Genomic DNA, 18245 nt, shown 5'->3' with positions numbered 1-18245 from the left:
TTCAGGCGCTCGGCGCGGCCGACGCAACCTTCGCGCCCGGCCACGTGTCGTGCACCACGGCGACCTGTAGGCACAATTGTCGTTGGGCTGAGTGACGGACGACCCGACGCAATCGAATGGGGAGGCAGGAACGACGGTGGCGGAACGGAGCACGGCTGCCGTCGGCGTGACGCACAGCGGCGGCGCACACGAGCCGCCGCCCGCCGGCAAGGCGGGCGAGGTCACGGTCGACGGTGGAACCGAGGAACACAGCAGCCAGGACCCCACCGGAGCCAGCGAGGAGAAGGCGGCGCCCGAGAAACCCCCGGCCCCGGAGCTGCACAGCGGCCACAAGATCGCCAGGAGGTACCGCCTCGAGGAGTGCGTGACCCGACTGGACGGCTTCAGCAGCTGGCGTGCCGTCGACGAGAAGCTGCGACGTGCCGTGGGAGTGCACATCCTGCCCGCGGGTCATCCGCGAGCCCGGCGTGTGCTGGCGGCGGCCCGCTCGGCGGCTCTCCTCGGCGATCCGCGCTTCGTCCAGGTCCTCGACGCGGTCGAGGACGGCGACCTGGTCTACGTCCTCCACGAGTGGCTGCCGGACGCCACCCCTCTCACCGAACTGCTCGTCGGCGCACCCCTGCCCGCGCACGAGGCGTACCAGCTGGTGACGCAGCTCGCTCAGGCTCTCGCCGCTGCTCACCGCGAAGGTCTCTCCCACCTCCGGCTCACCCCCGCCTCCGTGCTCCGCACCGGCTCGGGCCAGTACCGCATCCGCGGCCTGGCGGTCAGCGCCGCACTGCGCGGGGTCACCAGCGACCACCCGCAGCGCACCGACACGGAAGCGATCGGGACGCTGCTGTACGCCTCCCTCACGCAGCGCTGGCCCTACGAGGGGGATGCCTACGGCCTGACCGGCGTCGGCAACCTGGCCAAGGGCACCCTTGTCCCTCCCGACCAGGTGCGGGCAGGCGTCCACCGCGGCCTCTCGGAACTCGCCATGCGGGCCCTCGTCAACGACGGGGCCACCGCTTCCCGCGAGGAACAGCCGTGCGCCACCCCTGAGGAACTCGCCAAGGCCGTGGCACTCCTCCCCCGCATCCGGCCCCCGGAGCAGCGCTTCGCGGCACCCCCGGGCTTCCGGCACACCACGCATCAGCACGGCACGTACGCGCCCGCGGCAGGAGCGGGCGGGGGCGGCAGGCCCGGTGCACGCCCCGGTGAGACCACACCGCCCGCTCTCCCCGGCCGTACCGGGAAGGTCCTGAAGTGGAGTGTGTCCGCCCTCCTCATCGCCGCACTCGGGCTGGGCAGCTGGCAGGTGTCCGAGGCCCTGATGAACCGGGACTCGCCCACCGACAACACCTCCGCGCAGCCCGAGGAGGAACCGGAGGACGGTACGGGCGGCACACCGATCGATATCGCCGGCGTCACCACCTTCGACCCCGAGGGCAACGGTACGGAGAACCCGGAGACCGCCATGCGGGCCTTCGACGGTGATCCGCAGTCCTTCTGGTACACGCAGAACTACTACGACCCGCTGCGCATGCTGAAGCCGGGCGTCGGTCTCGTCCTCGACCTGGGGAAGCGCCAGCAGGTCGGCAACGTGAAGGTGTACTTCGAGGGCCGTACCTCCGCCGAGCTGCTTCTGGCGCCGGAGAGCACCGTCGGCATCCCCACCTCTTACGATTCCTTCGACCGGGTCACCCGGGCCACGGGCCCGGAGCTCTCCTACGAGGCAGGGGAACCGGTGACCACGCAGTACGTACTGGTCTGGCTCACGGAACTCCCGCAGGCGACCGACGGCAACTACCGTGGGCGCATCACGGAGATCCAGGTGTCGGGCCGACCGCACCGGCGAGGACTGCGGACAGGCGACGGGAGGGGGTGGGGCAGTGCAGGAGGAACAGGCGACCGGTACGGGGCGCACGCAGCCGGCCGAGGTGAGCGACGCCGAGTTGCTCGCCCGGCACGTGGGCGGCGACCCCGATGCCTTCGGTGAACTCGTACGGCGCCATCGGGACCGCCTCTGGGCCGTCGCCCTGCGCACCCTGGGGGACCGCGAGGAAGCCGCCGACGCCGTTCAGGACGCCCTGATCTCCGCCTACCGGCGGGCCCACACCTTCGCGGGCCGGTCGGCCGTCACCACCTGGCTGCACCGGATCACCGTAAACGCCTGCCTGGACCGAGCACGCAAGGCCGCCTCCCGACGCACGTCCCCCCTCGACGACACCGAACGCCTGGAGCAGATGCTCGAGCCGCACGAGTCGGCCGAGGCTCCTGCGGAGCGCAGCGACCTCCATCGGGAGCTGATCGACGCGCTCTCCGAGCTGCCGCCGGAGCAGCGGGCCGCACTCGTGCTGGTCGACATGCAGGGCTATCCGGTCTCGGAGGCCGCCGACGTCCTGGACGTGGCCGTCGGCACGGTGAAGAGCCGCTGTGCACGCGGCAGAGCCAGACTCCTGCCTCTGCTCACCCACCTGCGACCGAACAGTTCGCCGGCACGGGATTCCCGGAAGGTGAGCGGAAGAGGGAACCCACGCGGCGGGGCATCCGTCCCACCGGCGAAGGGCGTCCGGCGTGACGTCCCGGAACCAGGCGCAGTCAAGGGTGGAGGTGGAAGCAGGTGACAACCGAAACAACGCCGCACGGAACCCGGGAACACCCGGAGGTCGCCGAGCTGTCCGACCTCATCGAGGGCCTGCTACCCGAATCCCGGGGCGAAGCGCTGCGGGCACACCTCGCGGAATGCCCGCTCTGCGCGGACGTCCACGCCTCGCTGACGGAGATCCGCGGCGCTCTCGGTACGTTGCCCGGCCCATCACGGATGCCGGACGACGTCGCGGGACGCATAGACGCCGCGCTCGCGGCCGAGGCGCTCCTCGACACCGAGCGTCATGCCGCGGAACCTGGTGTCGTTTCACGTGAAACCGCGCCGGACGAGCCAGTCGATGTTTCACGTGAAACCCGCCCTCACCGGCGACCCTCCCGGCCCCCGCGCACGAGTCGGCGCACGACGAGCGCCACCGGGCCGGGCCGCAGGGCCCGAGCGTTCCGGCACCACCGTGCTCTCCTCACCGCCGCGGGCGCGGTGGGGGCCCTCGTGCTGGGTGGGGCACTGCTCCAGGGCATCACCGGCGGCTCCTCCGCTGGTGGGGACGCGGGATCGGCAGCCGGAGAACAGGGCGCAGCGGACGACGGGGGAGCGCTCGCCGCCGAGGGCCTCGAGCAGCGGGTCCAGGACCTGCTTTCCCGTTCCGCGAGCGGCGCGGAGGGCGGCCCCGACCTCAAGACGGAGACGAAGCCGCCGTCCAACGCTCCGCTGGCAGGCGGCCCGGCAGTGGTGCCGACGTGTGTTCGAGCAGGCATTGACCGGCCCGAGCAGCCACTCGCCGCCGAACCCGGACAACCGTACAGCGGGCGCCCGTCCTACCTCGTCGTCCTGCCGCACCCCGGTGATCCGCAGCGCGTGGACGCATACGTGGTGGACTCCTCCTGCACCACGGACGACAGCGGTGCTCCTGCGGAGATCCTGCTTGAGCGCACCCTCCCGCGGGACTGAGTCGTCCCATATCGGCTCTGCCGCAGTACGTACGCGCTGGGTCACCCCCGCCGTACCCCTGCGGGAATGTCCGGCCCCTAGGATCGGTTGGGTGTGGTGGAAGCGCCACCTGGCGACTCCGGACCGACACAGGGCCGGAGGGCCCGATATGCAGTCGGCAGACAAGGAAGGCTCTCGTGAGCGACGTCCGTAACGTCATCATCATCGGCTCGGGGCCCGCGGGCTACACCGCAGCGCTCTACACCGCCCGCGCGTCGCTGAACCCGCTGGTCTTCGAGGGCTCCGTCACCGCCGGCGGCGCACTCATGAACACGACCGAGGTGGAGAACTACCCGGGTTTCCGCGAGGGGATCATGGGCCCGGACCTGATGGACCAGATGCGCGCCCAGTCCGAGCGCTTCGGCGCCGAACTGATCCCGGACGACGTCAGCGCCGTGGACCTCTCCGGTGAGGTCAAGACCGTCACCGACTCCGTGGGCACCGTCCACCGCGCCCGCACCGTGATCGTGGCCACCGGCTCCCAGCACCGCAAGCTGGGTCTCCCCGGAGAGGACGAGCTGTCCGGACGGGGCGTCTCCTACTGCGCCACCTGCGACGGATTCTTCTTCCGCGACCAGGACATCGCAGTCGTCGGCGGCGGAGACACCGCCATGGAAGAGGCCACGTTCCTCTCCCGCTTCGCCAAGTCGGTCACCGTCGTCCACCGCCGCGACACCCTGCGCGCCTCGAAGGCGATGCAGGAGCGGGCCTTCGCCGACGAGAAGATCAGCTTCGCCTGGGACAGCGAGGTCGCCGAGATCCACGACACGGACCGCAAGCTCTCCAGCCTGACCCTGCGCAGCACCAAGACCGGCGACACGTCCGAGCTTCCCGTCACGGGCCTGTTCGTCGCCATCGGCCACGACCCCCGCACCGAGCTCTTCCAGGGCGTTCTCGAACTGGACGAGGAGGGATACCTGACGGTCGACTCCCCCTCCACCCGCACCAAGATCCCGGGTGTGTTCGCTGCCGGTGACGTCGTCGACCACACCTACCGGCAGGCCATCACCGCCGCCGGCACGGGCTGCGCCGCCGCGCTGGACGCCGAACGCTACCTGGCCTCGATGACCGCCACCGCGCCCGAAGAGGCGGCAGAGCCGGAGAAGACCGCGGCCGTCTGACGGCCGAGCGTCGTCCGTCCACCCCGCAAGCCCGTCAGCAGACCACAGCGCCCCACAGCTGGACACGACAAAGGAGAACCCATGGCCGGTGCCACCGTGACCGCGACCGACGCCAATTTCGACGAGGTCGTTCTCAAGAGCGACAAGCCGGTACTCGTCGACTTCTGGGCTGCCTGGTGCGGCCCTTGCCGTCAGATCGCCCCCTCGCTGGAGGCGATCGCCGAGGAGCACGGTGCGAAGCTCACCGTGGTCAAGCTCAACATCGACGAGAACCCGGGCGTGGCCGCCAAGTACGGCATCATGTCGATCCCGACGATGAACGTGTACCAGGGCGGCGAGGTCGTCAAGACGATCGTCGGCGCCAAGCCGAAGGCCGCCATCGAACGCGACCTGGCCGACTTCATCGGCTGAACACCCCAGAAACCCACTGCGGGCCGTCACACCGATCACCGGTGTGACGGCCCGCAGGTGTTTCACGTGAAACATGTCCTCTCGTGCTGGACCGCTGCCGGGCGACGTCGTCAGAGGGGCCGCAGCGCCGGTTCCTTCTGGACCGCCCCCAGCAACTGGTCGAGTGCGCGTTCCACATCGGCCTTCCACGACACGGTCGAGCGCAGCTCCAGCCGCAGCCGCGGAAACCTCGGGTGCGGCCGCACGGTCTTGAAGCCGACGGCCAGCAGGTGCTCGGCAGGCAGCACACAGGCAGGCTCCGTCCAGCGGGCGTCCCCGAACGCCTCGATCGCCTTGAACCCGCGGCGCAAGACGTCCTTGGCCACCGTCTGCACCATCACCCGTCCCAGCCCTTGCCCCTGGTAACCGGGCAGCAGCGACGCGGTCATCAACTGCACCGCGTCCGGCGACACCGGACTCGTCGGAAAGGCCGTCGAACGCGGCACATAGGCCGGCGGTGCGTACAACACGAATCCGACCGGCGCCTCGTCGACATAGACGACCCGGCCGCACGACCCCCACTCCAGCAGGACTGCGGAGATCCAGGCCTCCTTCTCCAGATCCGGATGCCCGGCCTTGACGGCTGCCTCACCGCTGACCGGATCCAACTCCCAGAAGACGCAGCCACGGCAACGCTTCGGCAGATCCGGAAGGTTGTCCAGCGTGAGCGGAACAAGCTGACGCCCCATGGAGACATCGTATCCATGGGGCGTCGATTCGTCCGGTATCAGCAGAACGAGCGGCAGGCGACCGCTCACACGTCCTCGGCGTCTCCCTCGCTCTCGGCGCCCTCGACACTCTCGCGGTGCGCCAACTGCTCGCTGAGCATCCGCCCCTCACCCGGAGCGAACTGACCCAGAATGCGCTCCAGATCCTCCATCGAGGCGAACTCGACGACGATCTTGCCCTTCTTCTGCCCCAGATCGACCTTCACCCGGGTCTCGAAGCGGTCCGACAGCCGCCCGGCGAGGTGGTCCAGCGCCGGGGACAGCCGCTTGCCGGCCCTCGGCCCCTTGGCGCGCCCCGACGACTTCGGCTTCGACCCCATGAGGGTCACGATCTCCTCGACCGCACGCACCGAGAGCCCTTCGGCCACGATGCGATGGGCCAGCCGGTCCTGCTCCTCGCCATCGTCCACGGACAGCAGGGCTCGTGCGTGGCCGGCCGAGAGCACGCCCGCAGCCACCCGGCGCTGCACCGGCGGCGAAAGCCTCAGCAGACGCAGGGTGTTGGACACCTGAGGGCGCGACCGCCCGATGCGATCGGCGAGCTGGTCGTGTGTGCACGTGAAGTCACGCAGCAGCTGGTCGTACGCCGCCGCCTCCTCCAAGGGGTTCAGTTGCGCGCGGTGCAGGTTCTCCAGCAGCGCGTCCAGGAGAAGCTTCTCGTCCTCCGTCGCCCGCACGATCGCCGGAATGGCCTCCAGGCCGGCTTCCCGGCAGGCCCGCCAGCGCCGCTCACCCATGATGAGCTCATAGCGCTCCGGGCCCAGCTGACGTACGACGACGGGCTGGAGAAGACCGACCTCGTTGATCGAGGTGACCAGTTCGGCGAGGGCGTCCTCGTCGAACACCTCGCGCGGCTGCCGCGGGTTGGGCGTGATGGCGTCCAGCGGCAGCTCGGCGAAGTGGGCACCGGTGGGAACACCCTCGACCCCTTCGGCCTGTGCCGCGCCGGCACTCGCGGGCTCTCCGGCGCCGTTGAGATGCCGTGCATCCTCCCCATCCGTGCGTGATGCCGCCTTGGCAGCCGCCACACCGCGCTCGGAGGGCAGCAGGGGAACCGCCGTCGGGGACGTCGCGCCGTTACCGCTCACCGTGGGACGCTCGGTCGGCTCACCGCTCTGCGGGGCAGCGGGAATGAGGGCGCCGAGTCCACGCCCCAGTCCTCTACGTCGATCGCTCACTGCGTCCCCTCCGGCATGCCGTGCTGTTGTGCTGAATGGTTCTGCTGCGCGTGCGGATCGCGCAGCGCGATCTCGCGGGCCGCCTCGAGGTAGGAGAGGGAGCCGCTGGACCCGGGGTCGTACGTCAGGACCGTCTGACCGTAGCTGGGAGCCTCGGAGATCCGGACCGACCGCGGGATGTTCGTGCGCAGCACCTCCTTGCCGAAGTGAGTGCGCACCTCGTCCGCCACCTGAGAGGCCAGTCGGGTCCGGCCGTCGTACATGGTGAGGATGATGGTGGAGACATGAAGGTCCGGGTTGAGGTGACCACGGACCAACTCCACATTTCGCAGCAGCTGTCCGAGCCCTTCCAGCGCGTAGTACTCGCACTGGATCGGGATGACCACCTCGGCACCGGCGACCAATGCATTGACCGTGAGCAGTCCCAGCGACGGAGGGCAGTCGATCAGCACGTAGTCGAGCGGCTGCTCATAGGCAGAGATGGCCCGCTGCAGTCTGCTTTCCCGCGCGACCAGCGACACCAGCTCGATCTCCGCACCGGCGAGATCGATGGTGGCGGGTGCGCAGAAGAGCCCCTCGATGTCGGGGACCGGCTGCACCACGTCGGACAGCGGCTTGCTGTCCACCAGGACGTCGTAGATGGACGGCACTTCCGAGTGGTGGTCGACCCCCAATGCGGTCGAAGCGTTGCCCTGGGGGTCGAGGTCGATCACCAGCACGCGGGCCCCGTGCAGCGCGAGCGAGGCCGCCAGGTTCACCGTCGTGGTCGTCTTCCCCACGCCGCCCTTCTGATTGGCGACCACCATCACACGGGTCTGCTCCGGCCTCGGCAATCCTTCGCCGGCACGGGTCATCGCTTCGACGGCCTGCTGCGCCGCCCGGCCGACCGGAGCGGAGGGGTCACCCTCATAGCCGGACGACACATCCATCGGGGGCGGGGTTTCACGTGAAACATCCCCGGACTCGGTACGGGGACCGGGGACCGGGTCGGCCATCGGCCCCGCGAGGTTGGCGTCGGACCGCAACGGTTCACTCTCCTCGGCAGTACCTTCGTGAGCTTCACAGACTGCCATGTCTTCGGGGTCGTGAACCAGCGAGCCCCGCCTACCTGTGGATGAATCCGTCACCGGAGGCGACTCCGAGGGCGCGGAACGGTCGTCCAGCGGCTTGCGGTCACGTGGAGTGGCGGCCGCACGACCACGGCTGATGATTCCCTGCAACAGCGAGCGTCGTTTCACGTGAAACACGATGCCGCCGCGTGCGGCAGCACCGTGGACGACACTCCGCAATGCATATGCTTTGGCGCTTTTAGGCGTAACCGGACGCCTCTACCCGGACTACCGGCGCCGCTTCCCGCGTGCCGCCTTCGCCCTCTTGGCCGCGAACCGGATCCCGCCAGGACTCTCCCCGACCTCGGCGCGCACCACGGTGGAGAGCGGATCGACCACACCCTCGCCCACCTGGACCACCGACGTCTGCACAACACCGAGCTTCTGCAGAGCGGCACGCGCTCCTTTCAGCTCCTCCTCGGCCGTGTCCCCCTTGAGAGCCAGCATCTCCCCGTACGGCCGCAGCAGCGGCACCCCCCAGCCGGCGAGCCGGTCGAGGGGTGCGACCGCGCGCGCGGTCACCACGTGGACGGGCTTCAGCGTGCCGAGGACCTCCTCCGCCCGGCCGCGCACGACCGTGACGTGGTCCAGGCCCAGCAGTTCCACCGCTTCCTGAAGGAACGTGGTCCGCCGCAGCAGTGGTTCGAGCAGGGTGATCCGCAGATCCGGGCGCACCAGCGCCAGCGGAATACCCGGAAGTCCCGCACCGGAGCCCACATCGCAGACGGTCACGCCATCCGGAACGACCTCGGAGAGCACCGCGCAGTTGAGGAGGTGCCGCTCCCAGAGCCGCGGCACCTCCCGCGGGCCGATCAGTCCGCGCCGCACGCCGACGTCGGCCAGCAGCTCGCCGTAGCGCACAGCGTCCCCGAAACGGTCGCCGAAGTACTTCCGCGCCGCCTCCGGTGCCTCGCCGAGCTCCTCCGTCTCGGACGGCTGCTCGTTCACGGCAGCACGACCACGCAGCGCTGCGGCTCCTCGCCCTCGGACTCGCTGCGCAGACCGGCGGCGGCGACCGCGTCGTGCACGACCTTGCGCTCGAACGGGGACATGGGGCTCAGCTTCACCGACTCGCCGGAGCCCTTGGCGTCCTCGGCAGCCTTGGTACCGAGCTCGGTGAGCTCCTCGCGCTTCCGCGCCCGGAAGCCGGCGACGTCCAGCATCAGCCTGCTCCGGTCACCGGTCTCCCGGTGCACGGCCAGCCGAGTCAGCTCCTGAAGCGCCTCCAGCACCTCGCCGTCCCGGCCCACCAGCTTCTGCAGGTCGCGCGCGGGGCCGTCACCGATGATGGAGACGGCGGCACGGTCGGCCTCCACGTCCATGTCGATGTCACCGTCCAGGTCGGCGATGTCGAGCAACCCCTCGAGGTAGTCGGCTGCGATCTCGCCTTCCTGCTCCAGACGGGACAGGGTGTCGGTGCCCTCTGCGGCGGTCGTGTCCGTCACTGATGGACTCCTGTTCTTACTTCTTGGACTTCGCGGACTGGGGCTTCTTCTTGCCGTGCGCCTGCTGGGGCTTGCGGCCACCGGCTGCGGACTTCTGGCCACCGCCGCCGCCCTGGCCTCCCGCCTCCTGCGGGGCACCGGCGGTCTTCTTCACCGCAGGCTGCTGCTGAGCGCCGGCGGAGGACCGCTGCGACTTGCTCTGACGCTTCGGCTGGGTGCGGTTGGCCCGGGCCTCCTCGACGGCGCGCTTCGCCTCGACCTCGGCCGGGTCCTCCTTGATCTTGCCCTTGGCGCGCAGCTTGTCCTGACGCTGCTGGAAGGCGATGCTGCCCGGCGTCGGGTTGCGCTTGATCACGTACATCTGCTGGCCCAGCGTCCACACGTTGGTGGTCAGCCAGTACACCAGGACACCGACGGGGAAGTTGATGCCGAAGACGGCGAACATGACCGGGAAGATGTACATCAGCATCTTCTGCTGCTGCATGAACGGCGTCTTGACCGTCAGGTCGACGTTCTTGGTCATCAGCTGGCGCTGCGTGAAGAACTGCGACGCCGACATCAGCAGGATCATGATGACCGTGACGACCCGCACGTCGGTGAGGTTCGCCGCCAGGTCGCGCACCTCGGCCGCCGTGTCCATGAACGACGCCGCGATAGGTGCCCCGAAGATCTTCGCCGTACGCGCCTGCTCGACCAGGTCGCCCTTCATCACGCCGACGTTCTGGTCGTTCGCGATCTTGTTCAGCACCTGGTAGAGCGCGATGAAGAACGGTGACTGCGCCAGGATCGGCAGGCAGCTGGAGAGCGGGTTGGTGCCCGTCTCCTTGTACAGCTTCATCATCTCTTCGGACTGACGCTGCCGGTCGCTCTTGTACCGCTCCTGGATCGCCTTCATCTTCGGCTGGAGCGCCTGCATGTTCCGCGTCGACTTGATCTGCTTCACGAAGAGCGGGATCAGCGCGATCCGGATCACGATCACCAGCGACATGATCGACAGACCCCAGGCCCACCCGCTGGCCTCCCCGAAGGGGAGGCTGTACAGCTTGTGGAACTGGACGATGATCCAGGAAACGGCGGTATACAGAGGACCGAGGATCGAATCGATCGTGTCCACGAATCAGGCTCCTTGGGCATGGGACTGGGACCGGTGCTGCTGCCAGCGGCTGCGCAGCCACTGATGCCACACCGGACGCTTCCGGGCGGGAACATGGTCGACGCCACCGGGTGACCACGGGTTGCAGCGCAGGATGCGCCACGCGGTGAGCGCCGTGCCCTTCACCGCTCCGTGCCGGTCGATCGCGCCGTACCCGTAGTGCGAACACGACGGGTAGTACCGGCAGACCGGGCCCAGCAGTGGGCTGATGGTCCACTGGTAGACCTTGATCAACAGCAGCAGCGGATACTTCACGGCTTGGCTCCCAGCAGCCGCTGCAACGCGGTGTCCAGGTCGCGAGCCAGTTGGTCGTGGCTCGCGTCTCCCGCACCGGGCAGCGCCCGTACCACCACCAGGCTACCCGCGGGAAGCGAACCGAGGCGGTCCCGTACGAGGTGACGCAGACGACGCTTCACGAGGTTGCGTACGACCGCGCCGCCGATGGCCTTGCTCACGACGAAACCCGCGCGGGCCGGGGGGAGCGTTCCCCCCGCCTCGCGCGGGTCGTCGGTGTCGCGGTGACCGCGGAAGAGATGCACCACGAGGAGCGGGCGCCCGGCCCTGCGTCCTCGTCGTACCGCGGTCGCGAAGTCCTCGCGCCGCCTCAGCCGGTGCTCGGAAGGCAGCACGTCATGGACCTGAGGGTACGGCGTCAGGCCGACAGGCGGGCGCGGCCCTTGCTGCGGCGGTTCGCGACGATGGCACGACCGGCGCGGGTCCGCATGCGCAGCCGGAAGCCGTGGGTCTTCGCGCGGCGGCGGTTGTTCGGCTGGAAGGTGCGCTTGCTCACTCGGGGGCTCCAGGGATGCTCGGTCTCTGCGAGACGGGTGTGGGGCGCCGACCGGCTGTCACCGTGCGCCCACGAGTAGCTCGCAACGCCCGAGTGTGCACCGCTTCGTCATGCCCATCGGAGGCAGGCGGCAGCAGCCGTCGACAACTCGACCTCGATACGGTACGCGGGCGCGCAGCCTCCGGTCAAACCAGCACTCTTCCCTGGCCGACACGCTCCCACACCCGTTGCCCACCACCCGTACGGACCAGCCGCACCCACCGGCCTTGCGCCACTCGTGCACAGCCTGTGGACAACGACTTGAACGTGGCAGGTCGGCCTGGCTACCGTGGCCGAACTTCCCTTCCTTCCCGACCATCCCGAGAATCACACATTCGCGGGATCTCGTCTTTCGTTCCGGGCCGGACCGGAACCGCAGCCGACCGCCGAGAACCACCCAGCGAATGAGAGAGCGTGCCCGTGGCTGACCTCCCTGCCGATCTTGCCGCAGTGTGGCCACGCGTCCTCGACCAGCTCCTCTCCGACGGGCAGGGAGTCGAAGCGAAGGACCAGCGGTGGCTCAAGGACTGTCAGCCGCTGGTGCTGGTCTCCGGCACCGCGCTGCTCGGCGTGCCGAACGAGTACGCCAAGGGGGTGCTGGAGGGCCGCCTCTCCCCGCTGATCAGTGACGCGCTCAGCCGCGAGTGCCAGCAGCCCATCCGGCTGGCGATCACGGTGACCGGACCGGCGGCTCCCCCCGCCCCGCCCGCGCCGCCGGCCGAGGACGAGCCCGGCACACCGGAGGGATACGAGGCCCCGCAGCTTCCCAGCCCGCGCCCGGCCTATCCGGACTACCCGCAGGCCCCCCGCACGCAGCCACCGCCCCCGCCCCAGCAGCACCAGCCGCAACAGCACCAGCCTCCCGGCTGGCAGCAGCCGCACCACACCTACCCCGGCCGGCAGCGCGCCCCGCACCCGTACGAGCAGCAGGAGTACGAACGGCCCGACTACGACCAGCAGCGGGACTACGAGCCGCGCGACTACGACCCGCAGGGCTACGACCCCCACCGCGGGAACCACGACCCACAGCACGCCCCGCGGGGCCACCACGCCCGGCCGCCCGGCTACGAGCCCTACGACCAGCAGGGTCCCCACCCCGGCGGGCCGGGGAGCGGCCCCGGCAACCCCGCGGGCCACGCCGCCCACCCGCAGAGCCCGCCGCAGCACCACGCCCGGCACGCCGAGCCGCCGGCCGGGCCGTGGACCCCGCGCCCGGCCGTGGACGGCGGCGCGCCCGTACCGGGCAGGCCACCCGCCGCACGCTACGACGGTCCGCCCCGGCTGCCCGCCCCGTCGGGAGCACCCGGCCCGCTGGCCGCCCAGCCGGCGCCCGCGACGGGTCCCGGTGAGCCGACCGCGCGGCTGAACCCGAAGTACCTCTTCGACACGTTCGTCATCGGCGCGTCCAACCGGTTCGCGCACGCGGCGGCGGTGGCCGTCGCCGAGGCGCCCGCCAAGGCGTACAACCCGTTGTTCATCTACGGCGAGTCCGGCCTGGGCAAGACGCACCTGCTGCACGCCATCGGTCACTACGCCCGCAGCCTCTACCCGGGCACCCGGGTGCGGTACGTGAGCTCCGAGGAGTTCACCAACGAGTTCATCAACTCGATCCGCGACGGCAAGGCCGACGCGTTCCGCAAGCGGTACCGGGACATGGACATCCTGCTCGTCGACGACGTGCAGTTCCTCGCCGACAAGGAGTCGACGCAGGAGGAGTTCTTCCACACCTTCAACACGCTGCACAACGCGAACAAGCAGATCGTGCTGTCCTCCGACCGGCCGCCGAAGGCCCTGGTCACGCTGGAGGACCGGCTCCGCAACCGCTTCGAGTGGGGCCTGATCACGGACGTGCAGCCGCCGGAGCTGGAGACGCGCATCGCGATCCTCCGGAAGAAGGCCGTGCAGGAGCAGCTCAACGCTCCGCCGGAGGTGCTGGAGTTCATCGCGTCCCGCATCTCCCGCAACATCCGGGAACTGGAGGGGGCGCTGATCCGCGTGACCGCCTTCGCCAGCCTGAACCGGCAGCCGGTGGACCTGGGACTCACCGAGATCGTGCTCAAGGACCTGATCCCGGGCGGCGAGGACGCGGCACCGGAGATCACCGCCACGGACATCATGGCGGCCACCGCCGACTACTTCGGGCTGTCGGTGGACGACCTCTGCGGCTCCTCACGCAGCCGGGTCCTGGTGACGGCCCGGCAGATCGCCATGTACCTGTGCCGGGAGCTCACCGATCTCTCGCTGCCCAAGATCGGTGCCCAGTTCGGTGGCCGCGACCACACGACCGTGATGCACGCCGACCGCAAGATCCGCGCGCTGATGGCGGAGCGGCGGTCCATCTACAACCAGGTCACCGAGCTCACCAACCGCATCAAGAACGGCTGACTCCCGCTCCTCGGCCCGCTGCCCACGAGGCGTCTCCGGAACACCTCCGGAGACGCCTCTCGTCGTTCCCGGGCCTCTCGACACGTCCGGGCAGGGCCCGGGTCGTCCTCGGGAGGGCACTCCGGCATCCCTCGGCGCGCCACGCGCTGTTCGATTTCCCTCCCCGCAGGCCGCTCGCTCCACAGAAATCCCGCCCACCCGGCGTCCACACCCTGGGGACCGCAGAGTTGTCCAGATCGTCTCCACAGCTGCAGCGCGTCGGCAGGCGTCCGAGGAGGTCAGGCGCCTGTGGAACTGTGGACGCGGGGACTCCACAGGATGTGGACCGCCCGGCGCTCCGCGCGACGGCCGCCGACTTGTCCACCGCCCGCCCACAGGAAGAGGTGACTTGTCCCCAGCCTGTCCACACCTCTGTCCACTGTTCGGCAACACGACGCGCCTGCTCACCGCCGCGAGTGAATCGGCTCACACCGGGCGGCCACCGACCCGTGTGGAGAAGTCGGCGATTCCTGTGGGCGCGGCTGTTGAGAAGTCGGCCCGTGCTGTGGGCGGGCTGTGGGGAAGTTCGCGGCGTCCACAGCGACCCCCCGTTCGTCCACTGCTCGGCCCACAGGCGACGTGGACAAAATCTGGGCGCTGACCTGCGAAGACCGAGTTATCCCCGGTTTCCACAGCCCCTACTACTACGACTCCCCTTAGAGAGAGCGAGATTCGTTTCGAAGCGGGTGCTGTGCACAACTCGGGGCGACGGACTCCTACCCACCTGGCGACGAGTTGACCCACGAGGGCTCCGACTGTCGGTGCGGTGCGTCAGACTGGGACACGGCAAGGGGCCGACAGGAGGCCAGCAGCAAGAGCAGGAGGCGGCTGAAGGTGAAGATCCGGGTAGAGCGCGATGTACTCGCGGAGGCGGTGGCGTGGACCGCCAAGAGCCTCCCCGCCCGTCCGCCGGTGCCGGTACTCGCCGGCCTGCTCCTGAAGACCGAGGAGGGCTCCCTCAGCCTCTCCGGCTTCGACTACGAGGTCTCGTCCCGCGTCTCGGTGGAGGCCGAGGTCGAGGAGGAGGGCACGGTCCTGGTCTCCGGCCGCCTGCTCGCCGACATCTGCCGCTCGCTGCCGAACCGTCCGGTCGAGATCTCCACCGACGGCGTACGCGCCACCGTGGTCTGCGGCTCGTCGCGGTTCACCCTGCACACGCTGCCGGTGGACGAGTACCCGTCGCTGCCGGAGATGCCGACCGCCACCGGCACGGTCCCCGGCGAGGTCTTCGCCGCCGCCGTCGCCCAGGTCGCCATCGCGGCCGGGCGCGACGACACCCTGCCGGTGCTCACCGGTGTGCGGATCGAGATCGAGGGCGACACCGTCACCCTGGCCTCCACCGACCGCTACCGCTTCGCGGTCCGCGAGTTCCTGTGGAAGCCGGAGGTGCCGGACACCTCCGCCGTCGCGCTGGTCCCCGCGAAGACGCTGCTGGACACCGCGAAGTCGCTCAGCGGAGGGGACCACGTGTCCCTGGCGCTCTCCGGCTCCGGTTCCGGTGAGGGCCTCATCGGCTTCGAGGGCTCCGGGCGGCGGACGACGACCCGGCTGCTGGAGGGCGACCTCCCCAAGTACCGGACGCTGTTCCCGACGGAGTTCAACTCCGTCGCGGTGATCGAGACGGCGCCGTTCGTCGAGGCGGTGAAGCGTGTCGCGCTGGTCGCCGAGCGCAACACCCCGGTGCGGCTCAGTTTCGAGCAGGGCGTCCTCACGCTGGAGGCCGGTTCGAGCGACGACGCACAGGCTGTGGAGCGGGTGGACGCCGACCTGGAGGGCGACGACATCTCGATCGCCTTCAACCCGGGCTTCCTGCTCGAGGGCCTGAGCGCCATCGACTCCCCGGTGGCCCAGCTCTCCTTCACCACCTCCACCAAGCCGGCGCTTCTGAGCGGTCGCCCGGCGAAGGACGTGGAGGCGGACGACGCGTACAAGTACCTGATCATGCCGGTGCGGCTGAGCGGCTGAGTCGCTCGGGGACTCGTCGTACGCGGCCGCGGCGCGGCGGAGTGCTGCGGGTTGTGGCGGTCCTCCGGGCCGCCACGCGTCGGGCCAGGTGAGCGGCGGTGCCCACAGCTGTGCACGCCCCCTCGGGCGTAGGCTCGTACCCGGGTACGAAGCGCACGGAGAACATGAGGAGAGGCGCACAGATGGAGCTCGGTCTCGTCGGTCTCGGCAAGATGGGCGGCAACATGCGTGAGCGCATCCGCCGCGCCGGCCACACCGTCGTCGGTTACGACCGCAACGCGGACATCGCGGACGTCCACAGCCTCGAGGAGCTGGTGGCGAAGCTGAAGGGCCCGCGGGTCGTGTGGGTGATGGTCCCGGCCGGAGGGGCGACCCAGTCCACCATCGACGAGCTCGCCGAGCTGCTCTCCCCCGGCGACGTCGTGGTCGACGGCGGCAACTCGCGCTGGACGGACGACGAGAAGCACGCCGGGGAACTGGCGGCGAAGGGCATCGGTTTCGTCGACTGCGGCGTCTCCGGCGGCGTCTGGGGCCTGGAGAACGGCTACGCGCTGATGTACGGCGGCGACGCCGAACACGTCGCGAAGGTGCAGCCGGTCTTCGACGCCCTGAAGCCGGAGGGGGACTTCGGCTCGGTCCACGCGGGCAAGGTGGGCGCCGGCCACTTCGCGAAGATGGTCCACAACGGCATCGAGTACGCCATGATGCAGGCCTTCGCGGAGGGCTGGGAGCTGCTGGAGGCGGTGGACTCGGTCACCGACGTGCGCGAGGTCTTCCGCTCCTGGCAGGAGGGCACGGTCATCCGCTCCTGGCTGCTGGATCTGGCGGTCAAGGCCCTGGACGACGACGAGCACCTGGCCGCCCTGCGCGGTTACGCCGCCGACTCCGGCGAGGGCCGCTGGACGGTGGAGGCCGCGATCGACAACGCGGTGCCGCTGCCGGCGATCACCGCCTCGCTCTTCGCCCGGTTCTCCTCCCGGCAGGACGACTCCCCGCAGATGAAGATGATCGCCGCGCTGCGCAACCAGTTCGGCGGTCACGCGGTGGAGAGCAGCAAGAAGTAGTCCACAGCTGTGCATGTCACGCATCTGTCGCTGGCCGACTTCCGCAGCTACCCCCGGGCCGAGGTCTCCCTCGACCCGGGGGTGACGGCGTTCGTCGGCCCGAACGGCCAGGGCAAGACCAACCTGGTGGAGGCCGTCGGCTATCTGGCGACGCTGGGCAGCCACCGGGTGTCGTCGGACGCGCCGCTGGTGCGGATCGGCGCGGAGCGGGCCGTCGTCCGGGCGCAGGTGCGTCAGGGGGAGCGGCAGCAGCTGGTGGAGCTGGAGCTGAACCCGGGGAGGGCGAACCGCGCGCGGATCAACCGGTCCTCGCAGGTGCGGCCGCGGGACGTGCTGGGCATTCTGCGCACGGTGCTGTTCGCGCCGGAGGATCTGGCCCTGGTGAAGGGTGATCCGGGAGAGCGGCGCCGTTTCCTGGACGAGCTGGTCACGGCGCGGTCGCCGCGCATGGCGGGCGTGCGGTCGGACTACGAGCGGGTGCTGAAGCAGCGCAACAGCCTGTTGAAGTCGGCGGCGATGGCGCGGCGGCACGGCGGGCGGGGCGCGGACCTGTCGACGCTCGACGTGTGGGATCAGCATCTGGCGCGAGCGGGGGCCGAGCTGCTGGCGCGGCGGCTGGAGGTGGTGGCCGCGCTGCAGCCGCTGGCGGACAAGGCGTACGAGCAGCTGGCGCCCGGCGGCGGGCCGGTGTCGCTGGAGTACCGCGGCCCGTCGGTGGAGGGTGGGCTTTCGGAGGGCGGGCATCCGCAGGGTGCCGGTGCGCGGGAGGAGCTGGAGGCGGGGCTGCTGGCCGCGCTGGGCGAGGCGCGGAAGCGGGAGATCGAGCGCGGGGTGACGCTCGCCGGCCCGCACCGGGACGACCTGTTGCTGAAGCTGGGGCGGATGCCGGCGAAGGGCTACGCGAGCCACGGTGAGTCGTGGAGTTACGCCCTGGCGCTGCGCCTGGCGTCGTACGAGTTGCTGCGCGGGGAGGGGAACGAGCCGGTGCTGGTGCTGGACGACGTGTTCGCGGAGCTGGACGTGAAGCGCCGGGCGCGGCTGGCGGAGCTGGTGGCGCCGGGTGAGCAGGTGCTGGTGACGGCGGCCGTGGAGGAGGATGTGCCCGCGGTGCTGTCGGGGGCGCGTTTCGCGGTGGCCGAGGGGGAGGTGGTCCGGCGGTGAGTCCACAGGGCGCGGACGGCGCGCAGGAGCGGGCTGCC

General features: G+C 70.1%; 18 protein-coding genes. 9 read left to right on the top strand and 9 right to left on the bottom strand.

Annotation, left to right across the window (positions count from 1 at the left end; translation table 11 throughout):
• Nucleotides 1–136 precede the first annotated feature (136 nt).
• The 5 genes from K304_RS30660 to trxA all read left to right on the top strand — a co-directional run bounded on the left by K304_RS30660 (nucleotide 137) and on the right by trxA (nucleotide 5112).
• Entirely contained in the window at nucleotides 137–1981 is a 1845-nt protein-coding gene (locus K304_RS30660; RefSeq protein WP_486591773.1) for a protein kinase family protein, read from the top strand.
• Nucleotides 1923–2609 carry an RNA polymerase sigma factor SigM gene (gene sigM / locus K304_RS0122165; RefSeq protein WP_027765500.1) on the top strand — a complete coding sequence of 229 codons (687 nt, stop codon included), beginning with the start codon at nucleotides 1923–1925 and terminating at the stop codon, nucleotides 2607–2609. The genes K304_RS30660 and sigM overlap by 59 nt, the downstream gene beginning before the upstream one ends.
• A gap of 473 nt (nucleotides 2610–3082) precedes the next feature.
• On the top strand, nucleotides 3083–3541 hold the full coding sequence (locus K304_RS34205) for a hypothetical protein (RefSeq protein ID WP_486591772.1): 459 nt from the start codon (nucleotides 3083–3085) through the stop codon (nucleotides 3539–3541).
• A gap of 176 nt (nucleotides 3542–3717) precedes the next feature.
• Nucleotides 3718–4701, top strand: coding sequence for a thioredoxin-disulfide reductase (gene trxB, locus K304_RS0122155; protein WP_027765498.1), 984 nt, complete (start codon nucleotides 3718–3720; stop codon nucleotides 4699–4701).
• 81 nt (nucleotides 4702–4782) lie between these two features.
• Nucleotides 4783–5112, top strand: coding sequence for a thioredoxin (gene trxA, locus K304_RS0122150; RefSeq protein WP_027765497.1), 330 nt, complete (start codon nucleotides 4783–4785; stop codon nucleotides 5110–5112).
• Nucleotides 5113–5222: 110 nt separating this feature from the next.
• On the opposite strand, the gene K304_RS0122145 is transcribed toward trxA, so the two are convergent.
• The 9 genes from K304_RS0122145 to rpmH form a co-directional block, all read right to left on the bottom strand.
• Nucleotides 5223–5840, bottom strand: coding sequence for a GNAT family N-acetyltransferase (locus K304_RS0122145; protein ID WP_027765496.1), 618 nt, complete (start codon nucleotides 5838–5840; stop codon nucleotides 5223–5225).
• A 65-nt stretch (nucleotides 5841–5905) separates the two neighbouring features.
• Nucleotides 5906–7057 carry a ParB/RepB/Spo0J family partition protein gene (locus tag K304_RS0122140; RefSeq protein WP_027765495.1) on the bottom strand — a complete coding sequence of 384 codons (1152 nt, stop codon included), beginning with the start codon at nucleotides 7055–7057 and terminating at the stop codon, nucleotides 5906–5908.
• The gene (locus tag K304_RS0122135; protein ID WP_078529525.1) at nucleotides 7054–8130 is read right to left on the bottom strand and encodes a ParA family protein; all 1077 of its coding nucleotides are present in this window, start codon (nucleotides 8128–8130) and stop codon (nucleotides 7054–7056) included. Before K304_RS0122135 ends, K304_RS0122140 begins: the two co-directional genes overlap by 4 nt.
• Nucleotides 8131–8394: 264 nt before the next feature.
• Nucleotides 8395–9114, bottom strand: a complete 720-nt coding sequence (rsmG, locus tag K304_RS0122130) for a 16S rRNA (guanine(527)-N(7))-methyltransferase RsmG (RefSeq protein ID WP_027765493.1) — start codon at nucleotides 9112–9114, stop codon at nucleotides 8395–8397.
• Nucleotides 9111–9611, bottom strand: a complete 501-nt coding sequence (locus K304_RS0122125) for a R3H domain-containing nucleic acid-binding protein (RefSeq protein WP_027765492.1) — start codon at nucleotides 9609–9611, stop codon at nucleotides 9111–9113. Before K304_RS0122125 ends, rsmG begins: the two co-directional genes overlap by 4 nt.
• 16 nt (nucleotides 9612–9627) lie before the next feature.
• Nucleotides 9628–10716, bottom strand: coding sequence for a membrane protein insertase YidC (yidC, locus tag K304_RS0122120; protein WP_027765491.1), 1089 nt, complete (start codon nucleotides 10714–10716; stop codon nucleotides 9628–9630).
• 12 nt (nucleotides 10717–10728) lie between these two features.
• Nucleotides 10729–11019: a membrane protein insertion efficiency factor YidD gene (gene yidD, locus K304_RS0122115; RefSeq protein ID WP_027765490.1), complete on the bottom strand. Its 291-nt coding sequence runs from the start codon at nucleotides 11017–11019 to the stop codon at nucleotides 10729–10731.
• On the bottom strand, nucleotides 11016–11393 hold the full coding sequence (rnpA, locus tag K304_RS0122110) for a ribonuclease P protein component (protein WP_027765489.1): 378 nt from the start codon (nucleotides 11391–11393) through the stop codon (nucleotides 11016–11018). Before rnpA ends, yidD begins: the two co-directional genes overlap by 4 nt.
• A 23-nt stretch (nucleotides 11394–11416) precedes the next feature.
• Nucleotides 11417–11554 (bottom strand): 50S ribosomal protein L34, encoded by a 138-nt coding sequence (gene rpmH, locus K304_RS0122105; RefSeq protein WP_016906158.1) that lies wholly within the window; start codon nucleotides 11552–11554, stop codon nucleotides 11417–11419.
• Between the two features lie 459 nt (nucleotides 11555–12013).
• On the opposite strand from rpmH, the gene dnaA reads away from it, so the two are divergent.
• The 4 genes from dnaA to recF all read left to right on the top strand — a co-directional run bounded on the left by dnaA (nucleotide 12014) and on the right by recF (nucleotide 18207).
• Complete coding sequence (gene dnaA / locus K304_RS0122100; protein WP_037791714.1) at nucleotides 12014–13978, top strand: chromosomal replication initiator protein DnaA; 1965 nt, start codon at nucleotides 12014–12016, stop codon at nucleotides 13976–13978.
• A gap of 873 nt (nucleotides 13979–14851) precedes the next feature.
• Nucleotides 14852–15982 carry a DNA polymerase III subunit beta gene (dnaN, locus tag K304_RS0122095; RefSeq protein WP_027765487.1) on the top strand — a complete coding sequence of 377 codons (1131 nt, stop codon included), beginning with the start codon at nucleotides 14852–14854 and terminating at the stop codon, nucleotides 15980–15982.
• A gap of 164 nt (nucleotides 15983–16146) precedes the next feature.
• Nucleotides 16147–17046, top strand: a complete 900-nt coding sequence (gene gnd / locus K304_RS0122090) for a phosphogluconate dehydrogenase (NAD(+)-dependent, decarboxylating) (protein WP_394813562.1) — start codon at nucleotides 16147–16149, stop codon at nucleotides 17044–17046.
• Nucleotides 17047–17055: 9 nt separating this feature from the next.
• Entirely contained in the window at nucleotides 17056–18207 is a 1152-nt protein-coding gene (recF, locus tag K304_RS0122085) for a DNA replication/repair protein RecF (RefSeq protein ID WP_027765485.1), read from the top strand.
• The last annotated feature ends 38 nt before the right edge of the window (nucleotides 18208–18245 follow it).

The organism is Streptomyces sp. CNS606, assembly GCF_000426325.1.
Note: the sequence above shows the minus strand (reverse complement) of the source record. Positions and strands in the feature narration are given on the sequence as shown.

What these genes read in the sequence shown, in the direction of transcription:
- gnd (WP_394813562.1), top strand. Translation starts at nt 16,147, where the DNA reads ATGAGGAGAGGCGCACAGATGGAGCTCGGTCTCGTCGGTCTCGGCAAG.
- K304_RS0122145 (WP_027765496.1), bottom strand. Translation starts at nt 5,840, where the DNA reads ATGGGGCGTCAGCTTGTTCCGCTCACGCTGGACAACCTTCCGGATCTG.
- trxA (WP_027765497.1), top strand. Translation starts at nt 4,783, where the DNA reads ATGGCCGGTGCCACCGTGACCGCGACCGACGCCAATTTCGACGAGGTC.
- K304_RS0122135 (WP_078529525.1), bottom strand. Translation starts at nt 8,130, where the DNA reads ATGGCAGTCTGTGAAGCTCACGAAGGTACTGCCGAGGAGAGTGAACCG.